This window comes from Mucilaginibacter dorajii, assembly GCF_024808255.1.
Taxonomy (GTDB): Bacteria; Bacteroidota; Bacteroidia; order Sphingobacteriales; family Sphingobacteriaceae; genus Mucilaginibacter; species Mucilaginibacter dorajii.
Genome location: NZ_JANTYS010000003.1, coordinates 285,807 through 301,772, shown reverse-complemented (window position 1 = coordinate 301,772; position 15,966 = coordinate 285,807). Strand labels below are relative to the sequence as shown.

The window sequence follows — 15,966 nt, the reverse complement described above, 5'->3', positions numbered from 1 at the left end:
TCTTTCGCGCCCCGCACATGCCCTCCTTCCCTCTATCGAAATGACATTTTTCTTTTTATAGAAAGATGTGTACACACAGTAGCCCTTTAGGGGAGGGTTTGGGCTGCTCCTACTTCTGCATCACCATAACACCATTCATCAGCAGCGTGCTGCCGCCATCGACCACAATGTTATATACTTTTTGAATACCGCCTCCCTTCTCTGTTTTTTGGAGTACAATGAAGGCTTCATATTTGCCGGTTTGGTCATTTAAGCAAAGTACTTCCTGGCCGGTTTTAATTTCACCCATTTTCTGATTGCCCTGTTTAGTCAACATAGGGTGGTTTGGCGTGGCCTGTAATATTTTTGAGTTAAGGTTGATAAACTGACCAACCTTTGTATCCGTTACCACTGCCGAAACTAATACTAAACGGGTTAACGCATAGTTTTTAGCATCGTGAGTGGTTAGTTCTTTTACTTTTACTACCGAACTTTTATTGGTTGTTGGATCGATGGTGATCACCGCGTCGCCTGGTTTGACTGTTTTAAGCATTTTGGTACCGCCGCCCGCCATGGTAACCATTTCATCGCCTGGGAAACAAATATCGTTGCCATAGGTAGCCGATTCCTCTTTCATATCCTTGCCACCATTCAGCATTTTATATTGCTGAAAGCTCATTTCTTTAGATAGTACGTATGATAGCTTCAGGATAAAATTGGTTTCCTCTTTATTGATGTTATCGATATCTAAAAAGTATTTTTCCCAAACTTTAGCATCAGCGGTAAAATCGGGAACTAAGGCCTTGTACATTTTGCCTTTTTCGTTGGTATAAAACACCATCAGGCCAATTTCCTGCATGCCCTCCTTAGCAACCAGTTTATACAGGTCGATGCGCTTTTTTAGTCCATCAGATCCGGTAATAAAATAAGGCTTCCGGCTTTCATACCTATCAAGCACGTAAGCGTTATCGAATTTTACGTAGGTATCCTGATCCAAATTGGCAATGGTATAGCCCTGGGCCTTGGTATACTCATCCATGGTAAGCGGCCTTGGGTTAACTGCCGCGGTTTGAGCATTGCTTAAATAAATAGCCGATGATAAAAGTAGAGTTAGTGTTAGTTTGCGCATAAAGCCCCCTCTAAATCTCCCCCTGAAGGGTGAGACTTTGATTTGTTAGTTGTATAATTATTATTAATTTTAAAAGCCCTCCCCTTTAGGGGAGGGTTGGGTGGGGCTTAAGATAGTTGCTTAAACGCATCTGCAAATGCCTCCATTTCATCCATACGGCCGATACTTACACGGCACCATTCTTTGCCGTTAAACTGCCAGCTGCGTACGCCCACGCCGCGTTTCATCATTTCGCTTACAAATTTCTTGCTATCCATTTTTAGCGGGAACATCACAAAGTTTGCTGACGATGGGATATATTCGTAGCCTTCTTTTTTCAGTACCGAGTATAAATACTCTTTTGATGCTAATGTTTTTTCTAAAGCTTCTTTTAAAAATGCCTCTTCGCGGTAAGCAACAAGGGCACCTGCGATTGTTGTGGCAGATAAAGAGAAACCTGTTGTATAATTTGATAAAGCTTTAATAGTTTCTGGCTGGGCAACAACGTAACCACAACGCAGACCTGCAAAACCATATAACTTACTAAATGTACGGGCTACAATGATGTTATTGCCGGCTTTCATGGTATCTATCATACTGCTGCCTTTAGGATCGGGCAGGTAATCGATGTAAGCCTCATCAACAAATACGGTTACTTTTTTGGATACACGTTCACAAAACGCTTTCAGTTTGGCGGTATCCAATACGGTGGCAGTCGGGTTATTAGGGTTACAGATATAAACCAAGCCTGTGTTGGCATCTATTTTTGCCTCCATGGCGTCCAGATCGAGCTTGTAATCGGTGGTCAATGGTACTTTTATCCATTTGCCTTCTAATCGCTCGGCGTGCGACGGCAAATCGTCATACGATGGATCGCCGGTAATAATACTTTTTCCGCCTTTACTGTAATACATAGCAGCGGCAAGCAGCAATGGCGACGAGCCGGATTCCATAAGGATGTTACCTGATGATATTCCCTCGTAAGCAGCAATTTTATCATAAAGCATGCCCATACTCTGCATAGGATATTGATAACCCAGATCGATAGCTTCCTGGATTGCTTTTTTTGCCGCAGGCGACGGACCAAAAGGGTTTTCATTAGCCAGCAAACGTGCTTTTAATACCGGCGGAGCACCTGCAATAGCATCCAGATCGGTAAAGCGTTTAGCCAGCGGGGCCAGCTTTTTAGCAACGGGCATTGCGGCCAGCTTGCTGATGGTTCCCGAAAAGAAGGCCAGTCCCCCGGCCATAAATGCGCTGGATTTAATCCAGTTTCTGCGGTTAAGTGAGTTTGCCATGGTGGTTTTTTGTTTAGAATTAAGAGTCAAGAATCAAGAGCCAAGACAAATAATTCGTATTCGTTACAATTCTGTTGATATAGTTTAAAAAAGTTCAATACTTAATTCCGTTCCAAAAACCTTTTCCTGCAGCCGTCTTAATTCTTAACTCTTGGTTCTTGACTCTTTTCCCCTTCTATTTCACAGTCGGGTAACTCGCCCTTCCATCTGTTACCCGGGCATGCAGCGCGGCTACGGTGCTCCGCGCCGATTCAAATGCTCCTGCCATCCAGGCGTTTAAGTAGGTTAGGTGTTCGCCGGCAAAGTATACCTGCTTATCTGGCTTTAATAGCGCGGGGTATTGCGTTTTACGTGTATCGGTATTGTAAACCGCCCATCCGCCTAAATTATATTTTGTTTTATGCCAGCTTACCGAAAACGAGCTTTCAAATTCCTTGTTATATTGCGGGTGGATCAACCGGCCTTTTTCAAGCGCGAACTTCTCTCTTTCGGCGTAGTTTAAAGCGCCAATTTTTTGCGCTTTTTCGTTGAAATTGTAATACCCTATTAAGATACCCTTTTTTCCTAAATAATCATAGGATGGGTAAAAAATTTGTGTTAAATCGTTGTTAGTGTGGGTGATGCCGCCATACAGATGCTCATCCTCTTCCCAAAACCTTCGCTTAAACTGTAAACCTATTTTACCGGTTTTAATGTATTCGATATAATCAATTGCGCGACTAACATCACTCGAAAAGTTATTGCTGATGTTACTTAGTACCGGCAATGGCAAAGTGCAAATACACATATCGCCGATAAGTACATGCTCGCCAAGTGCATCTTTATATTTTATCTGTACACCTTCGGTTAGGTTGTTGATGGCAGTAACTTCGGCACCCATTTTTAACATAGGGGCTACCTTTTTTTCAAGTGCTTTGGCAATCTGATCCATACCGCCTACAGCCTGGAACATGGTCATCTGCAGTTCGTAGGTATATTCTGCAACATTGTAAAAATCAGGATCCATCAGGCCGGAGTGGATCAGATCGGCCAGTTTATGCGGATCGGCAATTTTGCCCGGCTTATCCCCTGCTCCAGGCGATTCGGTATAACCACGCCTTGCAGATGCTTTGTATAACTTATCAATATCCAAACCGCCTTCGGCCTGCAGGTATTCGATGATTTTTTGGCCGTCCTCTTTGGTAAGGCTGCTATCCAGGCTGCCATGATCAATGCTTTTGGCAAGCATTTCGGTCATATAGCCCCGGATATCGTTATGAACTTCACGTACACGGATCTTTTTGTTGGAGAGTGCCCCCTTGCCCTCGGCAAAGTAATAAGCACCCTCATTCACATTATTATATACTTGTAATGGTACGCCCAACTCCTTGCAATAATGCAGGGTAAGCTCATGGTGATGCGGTATGCGCGACGGACCAGCGTTAAAGTACTGCCCTTCATCAAATTTGGCCGTGGCTGTAGGTTTATCAGTTTCCTGGTTGGTGCTTCCATTACGGATGCTCCAGCAACGGCCGCCTGCCCTTTGGCGGGCTTCCAGGATAGTACATTGGTAGCCTAATTTGGTTAGCTCATAAGCGCTGGTCATACCGGCTAGGCCACCGCCCAAAATAATGATGTGTTTTCCCTTGCCGCTTCCCTCCAGGTTAAAGGCGTGAGCAGGGGCCGGTTTTAACAGGCCCAAAGCCATCATTGCGGGATAGGCACCACCGGCAAGCATGGCACCTTTTCCTAAAAAATCTCTGCGGGTAATGGTTTTCAATAGGCTTGTTTTTGTGTTTTACAATTATGCAAGCCCTAAGATAGTTTTTTAAACGATTTAATAAAATTATTGCCGATTTATTTTAAATATGATAATATCTATGGAATTTATATGCATTCTTAACAAGAAATTAACATCTATTCATTTTAAGAAACGGTGTCCGTTTCCCAATACTTTTTAAAGTTATATTTTGAATCCAAACTACAACCTTTCTGCACCTTTCCATTATCTTTTGAATACCTTGCCGATTACCAAACTAATACTTTCGAGATCCCAAGCTCAGGCCTTTTTCAGGCTTTAAAAAGTGATAACAAATTAGGTATCAATTATATAATAAAAACAACTTTGTTATTCCGCTTACCCTTATTATCAAAACAGCCCTGATATCTTGTTACAGATATCAGGGCTGTTTGTTATATATACAAATATACCAAATTAACTTTTAACAAGCACCATCATGCCAATCAAAAAGCTCCCCCTTTAGGGGGCTGGGGGGCTGCACCGTGTGATGCCGCCATTTTGTTATAGTAATCAAGCAGCTTATCCATACTACGCAGGTTAAATTTATGTTCTTTGATGTTGTCAACCACCTGCTCCTCATCTCCCATGATCTCTATCATTATATCTTCAAAGTTCTCGTCGGTAAGGCGTTTCATTTCGGCGGTGCTTTCACCATAATAATATACGGTTTTGCCGCTTTTTCCGCCGCCGCCACCGCCTCCCCCTCCAAGGGAAATACCTACGCCACCGCCCAGTCCGCCGCCGTAGCCGCCGCTACCATAACCGGCCGATACACCGGGTGAAAAATGTACACTGCTGCCACCACTGCCTGTACCGCCTTTAGCCATGTAAAGCTTTAAAGGGGCGTCTAACACCACTTGTACAAAGTCGGTTTCCTCTTTGTTCCATGATTCATTTTGCGGGGCATGGGCAACTACAAAACTATCCTTCCCAACCACAAAGCTGCGCAGGTCGCTTGCACTAAGTTTGTAGGGATTTGCTTTAGGGTCGTCTCTGAATTCAATAAAACCTTCGTCTTTAATGGGGCCTTTGCCGCCGGGGTTTACCCGCACCATCCCAACCGTTCGATTGCCTTTAACATCGGTAAAATTACCGGGCTGCCATTTTTGGGCCCACACCGGGCCACAAGCCAGTATAAAAAACAGTATAATTAAATTTAAACGCATAACTAATTAAAATAGAATGAACGCAGTTTTTACAAATTTAATGTGTGTGCGCCTATTAACATTGTGTAACTTTATTATCGTACTTTATAGTACTTTATAAGGTCATCCATATAAAAATAGGTAAATGTACCATTTTGAATATTGGCTACCGCATTTGGTTTAGCCTCCATAATGTGGCTCAAAACCTCTTTGAAATTTTTCCGGGTAATTAAACCCAGGTTATCAGGATCGGGGCCAAACAGGTAAATTCCATCGCTGGTATGCAGCAGGATGTTACCACGATCATAAAACGCCGAATGATAAATTTTCACCGGCGTATTAAGCAAAACCTCTAATATGGGCACCTTACTGACATTATTGTTACGGCTCACCACAAAACTATCAACACCCATGGTAAAGTTTTTTATTGCACCGATGTTAATATCATGCTCAAAAGCAGTAGCCGTTTCCTTGTAGGTAATATAAGTATGGCCAATATTAAAAATGCCGCCCTGGGGTATTTTAAGTTTTATAAAACCGGGATGCCGATTACCAAGGCTATCGGCGTAAGCACCCGCTTTAAATTTATCTACCTGCTGCGCTTTTGTAATTACAGTAACACTTAAAATACAGAATAAAAATAAAAACGAACGCATAGATGTTGATATTTGAATTTCAAAAATAATTTAATTTTTTAAAATGACTGTTGATTTACGCAGCGATACTGTTACTAAACCTACCCCCGGCATGCTGGAAGCCATGTGGAGCGCCAAAGTTGGCGATGATGTGTTTGGCGAAGACGAAACCATAAACACACTTGAGCAAAAGGCAGCCGCCATGTTTGGCATGGAAGCCGGTTTGTTCTGCCCGTCGGGCACCATGACCAACCAGATAGCCATTAAATGTTTTACCCAGCCTTTAGATGAGCTTATCGCCGACCAAACCGCCCATGTGTACCGCTATGAAGGCGGCGGCATAGCATTCAACTCCGGCGTATCAACGCGATTATTAGATGGCTACCGCGGCATTATTACACCCGAAATGATAGAGCCCGAGATCAACGCCGAAAACATTCATTACCCGCACACCAGTTTGGTGGTATTGGAAAATACGGTAAACAAAGGTGGCGGCAGCTGCTATACGCTTGATAACATAGCGCCTATTGCGCAGCTATGCCAGGCTAAAGGCTTAAAGCTGCATTTGGACGGCGCACGCGTGTTTAACGCCCTTGCCCATACTGGTGATAAAGCCTTGGATTATGGTCAGTATTTTGACGGCATTTCAGTTTGTTTGTCCAAAGGTTTAGGTGCGCCGGTAGGCTCGGTACTGCTGGCAGATAAGGCAACCATTAAATATGCGCGCCGCATTCGTAAAGTGTTGGGTGGCGGTATGCGCCAGGCCGGTTTCCTGGCCGCGGCAGCCATTTATGCTTTAGATCACCATGTGGATAGATTGAAGATAGACCACGCCCACGCCCGCATTTTAAGCGAAGAGTTAGGCAAACAAAGCTGGGTAGCCAATGTAATGCCTGTAGAAACCAATATCGTGTTATTTGACACCGTTGAACCGGCAGCCATAGTATTAGCCAAACTGGCTGCCAAAGGCATCAAAGCCAGCGACACCGCCAAACACCGCATCCGTTTTGTAACCCATTTAGATGTGCATGCCGACCAGGTGGAATACGTAGTTAAAGTTTTGAGTAGTGAGTTTTGAGTAATGAATTCTTTGTGATGAGCGATGAGTTGCATGTAAAACTTCATCGCTCATTACACCTTAAAACTCACTACTCAAAACTCATTACTTTTCTCCCGGTACTCTATCTGCCGATTGGCGTTCAACCATCCAGCCAGGGTATTCACGTGGCAGGGCGCTTACTTCGTCAATGCGATGGAGTTCATCGGCAGAAAGTTCCACTTCGATAGATTTGAGGTTATCATTCAGCTGATCGATATTTTTGGCGCCAATGATGGTACTGGTGATGCCTTTTTGCAGGCGTACCCAGGCCAGAGCGATCTGCGCTGCCGATACACCTTTTTGATTGCCTATTTCGGCAATAACATCTACAATATCATAAGCCTTGTCTTTATTAAGAGGAGGGAAATCAAATTTATCTCTGCGTGAACCTTCTGATGTTTGGTTATCACGGGTGTACTTGCCCGATATAAAACCACCAGCCAACGGACTCCAAGGCATTACGGCCAGGTTTTGATCTTCAGCGACAGGCAACAACTCCCTTTCAATATCACGGCCGGCCAGCGAGTAAAAATACTGCAGACCAACAAATTTATTCCAGCCATTTTTTTCGGCAATGCCTGCGGCTTTCATCACCATCCAGGCGGGCCAGTTACAGCAGGCTATGTAGCGTACTTTGCCGCTTAGCACAATGTCATTTAACGACCGCATAATCTCTTCTACGGGAGTTTTAAGATCTACACCATGTACATACAGCACGTCAATATGATCCAGCTGTAAACGCTTTAAACTGGCATCAACCGAATTGAAGATATGATAACGTGACAGCCCCGTATCATTTGGCCCCTGCCCCATCCGGCCACGCACTTTGGTAGCAATGATCAGTTCCTGGCGGTTAAGGCCCAGATCAACTATAGATTGCCCCAATAATGTTTCTGATTCGCCGAAAGAGTAAACATTGGCAGTATCAATGAAGTTGATACCCGAGTCGACAACGGTTTTCATCAGCTCATTTACGCCCTCTTGCTTGATCTGCCCGATGGCCTCCCAGTAGCCGGTACCACCAAAGGTCATGGTGCCAAAGCAGATCTCGGAAACCAGCAAGCCGGTATTTCCTAAAAAATTGTATTTCATAAAGTTTGATGTTTGTTGATGTGAAGTTAGGGAATAGTACAAGGCGATGCCAAGCCAAAACGGTCAGGTAATGGTAAAAGTTGGGTTACAATAAGGGTAAGGATGATTTACTATAGGCATTATTGAAGAAGAAGGTATCAAAATCACAAAAAACGAATAAATCCCGTTCGGCGACGAAACCGAAGGCTATAGTTTTTCTATTACTTCAACAGAAAGCTGAGTGATTTTTGCAATAAACTCCAGGCTTAATCCTTCTTTTTTAAGTTCGATGGCCATAGCGATAGTCTGTTCCAGTTTACCTTCCAATTTACCTTCAAGTTTACCTTCTTGCTTAGCCCTGTCCAATAAAAGTTCTTCGATACCCATAGTGGCGCTCCTTTCTTTTAAAATTTCTACCTCTTGTTCAAATTTAGCGTTTATATCCCGGTTTTCAAAGCGCACGTAATACTTCAAAAAGTTCATCAGTGTTCTTATTTTACCTTTAGGTATTTGCCTTGTTAACAACACTTTTACTAATTTCAGTTTCAAACCAAGCAAAAGCTCATCGCGTTCAAGGCTGTCTTTGATCTTTTTACCGGCAAGCGCGGCTTTTGCAGTTAGCACTACCCATGCAAACGGATTATCGCTTGCAAGCAATTCGTCGTCGTTTTGGCCGGCTATTTTATAGGTATTAAATGTATAACGTAAACTTGTACCCATAAAGTTTATCGCGAAATGATCGGCCCTGTTTTTGGTACTTTCTTCGGTAAATATGGCGTAGGCAACTATTGGCTTTTGATATTTATCCAGTATCCTGTAAAAGTAGGTAAACATCCGGCGGCTAAAATCTTTTTGATACTGTCCCTGTACTTCAACATGTACCAGTATCCATTCTTCCTTTCCGCTTTTTGTAAATACTTTAACCAGCTTATCAATAACTTTGGGTGAGTAGGCGTCGTCCTCGGGCGGAAAAACCTGCTCCAACTCCTTATCCAGGAATTCAAAACCTTTCTCAAAGTCAAATACTTCATCAGCGTCGGGATTAAGGAACCGCAAAAAATCGTCAAAAACATCTTCCAGTATTCCTTTCCAAAGAATATCGTCATTTCTTCTCATCAAACAATAATAAGGAAATATGCTTAGATGCTTTTTTAGCTGCAACATTTTTGTGCAGCCATTTTTTTAATGGCGTTTAAAATCAACCACGCACAACCTAATAAAGCGCCTGCAGGCAATTGGCATAGGTAGCGCCGATTGGTACAATATGACTGCCGATATTCACTTGCGATCGATCAAACCTATCCACCTTATCCCGTGCTACGATAAAGGCCCTGTGGGTGCGTACAAATTGAGCTGGTGGCAGCATTTGCAACATATCTGTAATAGTAATACGTGTGCTCAGCATTTCGCCGCTTTGCCGGTGTACCTTGGTATAGTTGCCGGCGGCTTCTATAAATAAAATATCGGCAAGCTTAACCTTAACTTGCTCGTAACCATCTTTAATAAATATGGTGGCAGGTTCATCAGGTTGGGTGTTCCGGTTACGTAAACTATAAAGCTCCCAGGCTTTATTACAGGCTTTTAAAAAGCGGGAAAGCGAAAAGGGTTTTAACAGGTAATCAACGGCATCCAGCTCAAAGCTTTTAACGGCATGTTCAGAATAAGCAGTTGTGAAAATAACCATAACCGGATGGTTCAATGTACTTAAAAAGTCCATCCCGCTGATATCGGGCATTTTGATATCCAGGAAAATAAGGTCGGTTTTATTTTCCTGGATGTAGGTAAGCGCATCAAAAGCGTTGGTAAACGTTGCCCTTAAATCGATAAACGGAACTTTGGCGGCATGCGATCTTACTATATCAAGGGCAATAGGTTCGTCGTCAATGGCAATGGCTATCATTATTTAAAATTAATTATTTGAGGCCAATTGCAGGGTTAAATGAATAAAAAACTCTTTGGCATTCTGATGAATTGACAGATCATGCCGCTCCGGGTAAAGCAGGTTGAGCCTTTGTTTCACATTCTCTAACCCAATACCGCTCTGTCCTTTTTCGGGGTCGTTGTCATGCCGGATATGGATGCTGTTATGCACATCAAAATACAACGTATCCCCCTTGGTTTGTAGCGTTATACGTATGTGAGATGGATTTTGTAGGCTGATTCCATGCTTAAAAGCATTTTCAACAAAAGGGATCAACAACATTGGTGTAATCATAGCCAGGCCTGTATATTCCTCTATTTGTGTTTCTATAGTAATATCCTCTGATGTAGACGTACGAAGCTTTTGCAACAGGATATAATTATTCAGATAATCAATATCTCGCGACAGGAAAATGGTATCCTGGGTATTTTCCTGCAGCATAAATCGCATCATATCGCCTAACTTTTGAATGCCTTCGCCGGTGCGCTCGGCGTTTTCCTGCAAGGCGGTGCCATAAAGGGTATTCAAAGCATTGAACAAAAAGTGCGGATTGATCTGCGATTTTAAAAAATTGAGGTTAGCATCAGATTTCCCCAGTTCGGTTTTCAGGGTTTTGATCTCTTCATCCTTTTTGGTCTGCCGGCCTTTGTAAATATAACGGGCTAAGGGAATTACAATAAACAGCTGCGTAATTAAATTCAATAAAAACACCGGTTCAATATTTGAGTCATTGCCAATATCAATATTGAGTGCATTACCTGCCGCCGGGTTATAAAAAACCCTGTTTTCTCCTTTAAGGCTCATGGCTACCAAAATCACAATGAAACATGATAACACGCTAACCAATAACATGATACCTAAATAACGCCCCAAAGCATGGCGCTTAAATTCCACCCTTGGCAGCAGCACATGCACTGCATATAAATAGGATACTATAACCACGGGTACATCAATTGCAAAATAAAATTTTAGCATTAACGGTTCCGAAACATACAATAAGGCAACGGTGAGCAATATCCATGATGCTGTGAGCAGTGCCGCCTCGTAATACAAAGCATTCGACTTATTTTTACGGTTCCGGTTAAAAAAAACAAGCAGGATTTTTAGCGCTAAAAGTGCCGAAAAATAAAGATTAATTATTCCTACCAAATAGCAAACTGAAATAAAAACGAAAACAAAGAGTGTGTTGTTGGCAACAGACTCCTGCGTGTTCTCGAAGGCCGGGGCTACGTAAAAGCAAAGGAAGGCGTAGCTAATAAAAATGATAGCATAATTAAATAACAACGGCGCGGTAACATACTGGTTAGCCCTAATGACATCAATGATAGAAAGCAACAGCGCCAGGGCTATGCAGCCGGTTACTATCCAAAACTCGATACGCGCAGTATCATTTTTTAATTTGAGGTTTATTTGTTTGAACATAGCATTTCGTGATTAAGGTAAATGTGCATTTGTTGATGCAATGGTACAAAAAGCTAATATGCCAAATATTAAAATGTGACAAACCATCCTAAAAATGTGACGAATAAGGCTATTTATCTAAAAAAACGATCTGATTGATATTTCATAACTGATTGTTGCTTTAAAACTTAATCCAAGGCGCCTTGTTGTATCACCATGAACCGTCTTCTTCAAAAACTCGAAAAAATTGGCCGCGCCCCCAAGGTTACCGCTAAAGCTGTTGGTCTGCGTTACGTGTCCGACTCATCGCCGGGCTACACACGCAAAAAATCGGGCAAGGGATGGAGTTTTTATGATACCGATGGCAAACTGGTGAAGGATAAAGAGCTGGTTACCCGGTTTACCAAACTGGTGATCCCGCCGGCTTATACCAATGTGTGGATCTCGCCCCATGAAAATGGTCATCTGCAGTTTACCGGCACTGATGCTGCGGGGCGTAAGCAATACCGCTATCATGCTGGTTGGAACCAGATCCGTAATCAATCAAAATATCACCGCCTGCAAACTTTTGCAGAGCATTTGCCCGCTATACGTGAGCAGGTTGATAAAGACCTTAAACGACACAACCTTGATCATGAAAAAGTAGTAGCCCTGGTGGTGCGCCTGATGGAGCTTACCAGCATCCGTGTAGGCAATGAATCTTACAAAAAGCTATATGGTTCTTTCGGCCTTACTACCCTGCAAAACAGGCATATCAAAATTGAGGGGTCGAACATTCAATTTGAGTTTAAGGGCAAAAAGGGTGTTTTTCATAAAGTAGCCTTGCAAAGCCGTAAGCTGGCCCACCTGGTTAAACAATGCCGGGACATCCCGGGCAAGGAACTTTTTCAATATTACAATGAGGCCGGCGAACGATGCAGCATCGGATCGGGCGATATCAATACTTACCTGAAAGAAATTACCGGCGAAGACTTTACTGCCAAAGATTTCCGTACCTGGAGCGGCAGCGTGAGCGCCCTGTATGCTTTTAAGGAGGCGGGCGAGTTTAACAACGTAACCGAATGTAAAAAGAAAATTGTAAGTGTGCTTGATGAAGTAGCCATTAACCTGGGCAATACCCGCACAGTTTGTAAAAAATACTATGTGCACCCAACGGTGATAAAAAGCTATGAAGAAGGCACCATTTTTAAATATATCGATAGTATAAACGAGAAAGAAGACGTAAAAACCGCCGAACTTAATGTTGCAGAAAAAGCACTGATCAAGCTATTGGAAACAGAAAAACTCGCTATCGCGAGTTAGGTGAGTAGTTGATTGGGTTGATTAAGTTAAGTGGTTGTCTGAATCAGAATATTCAGAATAAGAACAGTTCATTTTATACAACTTAATCAACCATTCAACCTAATCAACTCAATAAACCATTCACCAATGCAGATTGGGCTGATCAAGTTAGTTTGATGAGTAATATAAAGAACTATTTATTAACTATTAACTGATCTTACACAACTTAATCAACCCAATCAACCGGGTCCTATTTCTTTTTCTTCAGTTCAATAACAATTACACCTTGCTTGGCTTTTTCGCCGTATTTTTTGTCGGTGGCGGCATCGTTTTTCAATATGCTTATGGCTTTGATGTCGCTTTGATTTACCTTTTTAAACTCGGCCTGGCTAACTTCTTTACCGTCTACCAAAATCAGTGGACTTGCTTTGTCGTCATCGCTATCATTACGATATAAAACTTTCCATGTTGATGTAATCGTTTTCGCCTTTTTAGGATCAGCCATCAGCTCAATAGTATCCATTGGCGCACTACCACTTAAAGCAATAAAATTACCTTTCACCAGGTGTAATTTACTGGCCTTTTTGCCGGTAACAAACACTTTATTAACCGCTCCGGTACCGGCTACAGTAGCCGAGTTTGCATCGTCATCATCTGATATCAGTTCGTCGGCAGTTGTTGTTCCCGCTACATTAGTTGTTTTCCCATTGATCCTGATAGAAGTAACTTTTGATCCAACAGCCTTAGTTTTATTTACCTTGTTATCTTTTATTAACACTAAAGTTCCGGGTACAACATTTTTTGTATTCGCAGTCACATTGGCAATAGTGTTTACAGTATAACGAATTCCTTTTGAACCGTTCTTTTCCAAACTATCTTTGCTATCTACCTTAACGTTGTACACCATCACATTGGCTACTTTACCTTTTATTGGCAGACTGTTGAAGCCTCTTACACCGGTGCCGCCTATAGCATTTGTGTTACCAGTATAGCTATCCAATTTCTCTTTAAATTTTAAACCCTCCGGTGAGTTTTTGGTGGTAATAAAAATTACAGCGGTGTTATCACCAATCTTTTCATCAATAAACCCGGCAGCCCCGTTGGCATCAAATACGTTTACACTTAGCACATCATCGGGGTCAACATCTTTAATTCTTCCTTTTTTGCCGTTTACATAAACCAAATTGCTATCGCTATTGGTTACTATGGAAAAGTGTTTTGATTTTTTTAGTGTGTCGGTTTTGGTACCGTGATTCGCTACATCTGCGTTAATCAACCGCACCTTATTGTTTACATTCTCAAGAGTACCCTTTGCCACGCCGTGCACTTTTATTTTGCCCGATGCCACAAGTTGCGCTATTTGTTCTCTTAACGCTTTACCAGTGGCCGAGTTTTTGGTTGTGGCAAAAGCTATCATATGTTTACCATCGCCTGCATTAAAATATTTTTTCGCATCGGCAGCGGCCATGTAATCAATGCTTTCGGTATCATCACCAAAACCTTTATCTTTTGATAATGGTTCGCCATCCAGATACCACAATGCGTTTATAGAATTTTTAATATACCCGGCATCAAAGTTGGCAGTATCAGTAACCACTTTATCGTTACCGCCCGGTAAAATAGCTTTAACAGATGCGGCAAGCCTGTTAATACCAACCGCATTGCTTACATTTTTTGATATAATGGTTATGGTTTTAAAAGCCTTGCTCTTTTTAACAAAATCGGCTTTGGAGATGCTGAAAACCAATAGCAAACAAATAACAGTCGGCACCATAAACGCGTAGCGTGTCAGGTTAATTTTTGAAGATCGTTTAGCGTTCATCATAATAATGCGTTTTTTGATGGTTGATAAATTAAAGTGGTTAACTATACCCGGCTGCGTATTACTAAAGCTTACCGAAACCAGGCTATACTGATAGGCCTTGCTATCTATCCCCTTTTTAAGGATCTTTTGATCGGTTATAAACTCAATATTTTCACGAATGGCCCTTTTCATGAGCCATATGCCGGGGTTAAACCAGTAAAAGATACTGCTTAGCTCGGCCAGTAAAATATCGGCTGTATGCCATTGGTTTACGTGTACCTGCTCGTGTAATAAAATGGCTTTCAGGTCGGCAGGTTCATGTTTGGCCGGGTTTACAAAAATGCTTTGCAAAAAAGAAAATGGCGCGGCATCCTTATCCATCACCCGTACGCTATGACTGCCAATGGTAGCAGGCTGCGAATTTTTAAACAGCTTGTACAAAGAAAACAGCTGTACAAACAGCCGGATAGCCAGTAAGGCTGCCCCTATCCAAAAAACACTTTCTATGTACAGCCAATAGTCGGGCTTATCAACTTTACTGGCCAGCGCCTGTGCGGGGGCTTGCCAGTTAATAGCCACTTGCTGCACCGGCCGGGCCAGTTGCTCGTGGCGTTGTAAAAAACCGGTAAGATTTATTTGAGGGTAAATGCTGGCAAACAAAATAGCCGTAAGCAGATAAACACGGTTAAGGGTATAAAAGGTAAGGTGCCTTAATACCAGGTAATAACCGGCGCAAAACAATAACAGGGCAATATTTACTTTAAGTAAAAAAACAAACAGTGCTGGCATGATTTTAAGGTTTATTGTTTTTCAATCAGTTTAATGATCTCTTCCAGATCTTTGGCACTTACCTTTTTCTCTTTGGCAAAAAAAGTAACCAGGTCTTTATACGAGTTTTGGAAGTAATCGCTCACAAAACCGCTCATGAAGCGTTTTTTGTATTCTTCCTCCTTGATGGCCGCGCTATAACGCAAAGAGTTACCCATCTTCTCGCTTTTTAAAAAGCCCTTGCGTTCCAGGTTTTTAATGGTTGATGCCAGGGTGGTGTAGGGTGGCTTGGGCTCGACCATCTGATCCAAAAAATCTTTTATAAAACCAGCCTCACACTGCCATACCGCCAGCATGGCTTCTTCTTCTTGTTTTGATAATTTCTCCATCTCAATTACGATTATTTCGTAAATCTACGAGTATTTCGTAATTATCAAAATATTTTAACAAAATTTAACAGGAAGCCTCACCCTGCCCTATCCAAAGGCTACTGTGTGTACACATCTTTTTGAAATCTTATCACTAACCAAAACCTTGTCATTTCGAATGAGCCTGAGGGGAATTGTGCGCCGGAAGTGAGGAGAAATCTTATAAAAGCGAACATTCGGCCCTGCAAGGCGCATAAGATTTCTCTCGCGCGTCCCGCTCATGCCCCACCTTCGCTCCATCGAAATGA

General features: G+C 42.4%; 13 protein-coding genes. 2 read left to right on the top strand and 11 right to left on the bottom strand.

All coding sequences use genetic code 11. The annotated features are described in order from the left end of the window. Positions 1-109: 109 nt before the first annotated feature. The 5 genes from FHS10_RS05650 to FHS10_RS05630 form a co-directional block, all read right to left on the bottom strand. Complete coding sequence (locus FHS10_RS05650) at positions 110-1,108, bottom strand: Hint domain-containing protein (protein WP_259088355.1); 999 nt, start codon at positions 1,106-1,108, stop codon at positions 110-112. Between the two features lie 107 nt (positions 1,109-1,215). Beyond that, on the bottom strand, positions 1,216-2,385 hold the full coding sequence (locus tag FHS10_RS05645) for a pyridoxal phosphate-dependent aminotransferase (protein ID WP_259088354.1): 1,170 nt from the start codon (positions 2,383-2,385) through the stop codon (positions 1,216-1,218). A 175-nt stretch (positions 2,386-2,560) separates the two neighbouring features. Next, complete coding sequence (locus FHS10_RS05640; RefSeq protein WP_259088353.1) at positions 2,561-4,144, bottom strand: FAD-dependent oxidoreductase; 1,584 nt, start codon at positions 4,142-4,144, stop codon at positions 2,561-2,563. Between the two features lie 464 nt (positions 4,145-4,608). Then, entirely contained in the window at positions 4,609-5,331 is a 723-nt protein-coding gene (locus FHS10_RS05635) for a hypothetical protein (RefSeq protein WP_259088352.1), read from the bottom strand. 74 nt (positions 5,332-5,405) lie between these two features. Further along, positions 5,406-5,966 carry a hypothetical protein gene (locus tag FHS10_RS05630; RefSeq protein ID WP_259088351.1) on the bottom strand — a complete coding sequence of 187 codons (561 nt, stop codon included), beginning with the start codon at positions 5,964-5,966 and terminating at the stop codon, positions 5,406-5,408. Between the two features lie 43 nt (positions 5,967-6,009). Here FHS10_RS05630 and FHS10_RS05625 point away from each other — a divergent pair, with 43 nt between their 5' ends. Further along, complete coding sequence (locus FHS10_RS05625) at positions 6,010-7,023, top strand: threonine aldolase family protein (RefSeq protein WP_259088350.1); 1,014 nt, start codon at positions 6,010-6,012, stop codon at positions 7,021-7,023. A gap of 84 nt (positions 7,024-7,107) precedes the next feature. Here FHS10_RS05625 and FHS10_RS05620 read toward each other — a convergent pair whose 3' ends face one another. From FHS10_RS05620 to FHS10_RS05605, 4 genes are all read right to left on the bottom strand, one after another. Beyond that, positions 7,108-8,136 (bottom strand): aldo/keto reductase, encoded by a 1,029-nt coding sequence (locus tag FHS10_RS05620; RefSeq protein ID WP_259088349.1) that lies wholly within the window; start codon positions 8,134-8,136, stop codon positions 7,108-7,110. A gap of 186 nt (positions 8,137-8,322) precedes the next feature. Next, complete coding sequence (locus FHS10_RS05615) at positions 8,323-9,231, bottom strand: RpnC/YadD family protein (RefSeq protein WP_259088348.1); 909 nt, start codon at positions 9,229-9,231, stop codon at positions 8,323-8,325. Between the two features lie 97 nt (positions 9,232-9,328). Then, the gene (locus FHS10_RS05610) at positions 9,329-10,015 is read right to left on the bottom strand and encodes a LytR/AlgR family response regulator transcription factor (RefSeq protein WP_259088347.1); all 687 of its coding nucleotides are present in this window, start codon (positions 10,013-10,015) and stop codon (positions 9,329-9,331) included. Between the two features lie 9 nt (positions 10,016-10,024). Next, positions 10,025-11,458, bottom strand: a complete 1,434-nt coding sequence (locus FHS10_RS05605) for a sensor histidine kinase (protein ID WP_259088346.1) — start codon at positions 11,456-11,458, stop codon at positions 10,025-10,027. A gap of 195 nt (positions 11,459-11,653) precedes the next feature. Here FHS10_RS05605 and FHS10_RS05600 point away from each other — a divergent pair, with 195 nt between their 5' ends. Further along, positions 11,654-12,739 carry a DNA topoisomerase IB gene (locus FHS10_RS05600; RefSeq protein WP_259088345.1) on the top strand — a complete coding sequence of 362 codons (1,086 nt, stop codon included), beginning with the start codon at positions 11,654-11,656 and terminating at the stop codon, positions 12,737-12,739. Between the two features lie 229 nt (positions 12,740-12,968). Here FHS10_RS05600 and FHS10_RS05595 read toward each other — a convergent pair whose 3' ends face one another. Both FHS10_RS05595 and FHS10_RS05590 read right to left on the bottom strand, forming a co-directional pair. Next, a complete protein-coding gene (locus FHS10_RS05595; protein ID WP_259088344.1) occupies positions 12,969-15,311 on the bottom strand; it encodes a M56 family metallopeptidase in 2,343 nt (780 codons plus the stop codon). Between the two features lie 11 nt (positions 15,312-15,322). Next, positions 15,323-15,679 (bottom strand): BlaI/MecI/CopY family transcriptional regulator, encoded by a 357-nt coding sequence (locus tag FHS10_RS05590; protein ID WP_259088343.1) that lies wholly within the window; start codon positions 15,677-15,679, stop codon positions 15,323-15,325. Between the last annotated feature and the right edge of the window lie 287 nt (positions 15,680-15,966).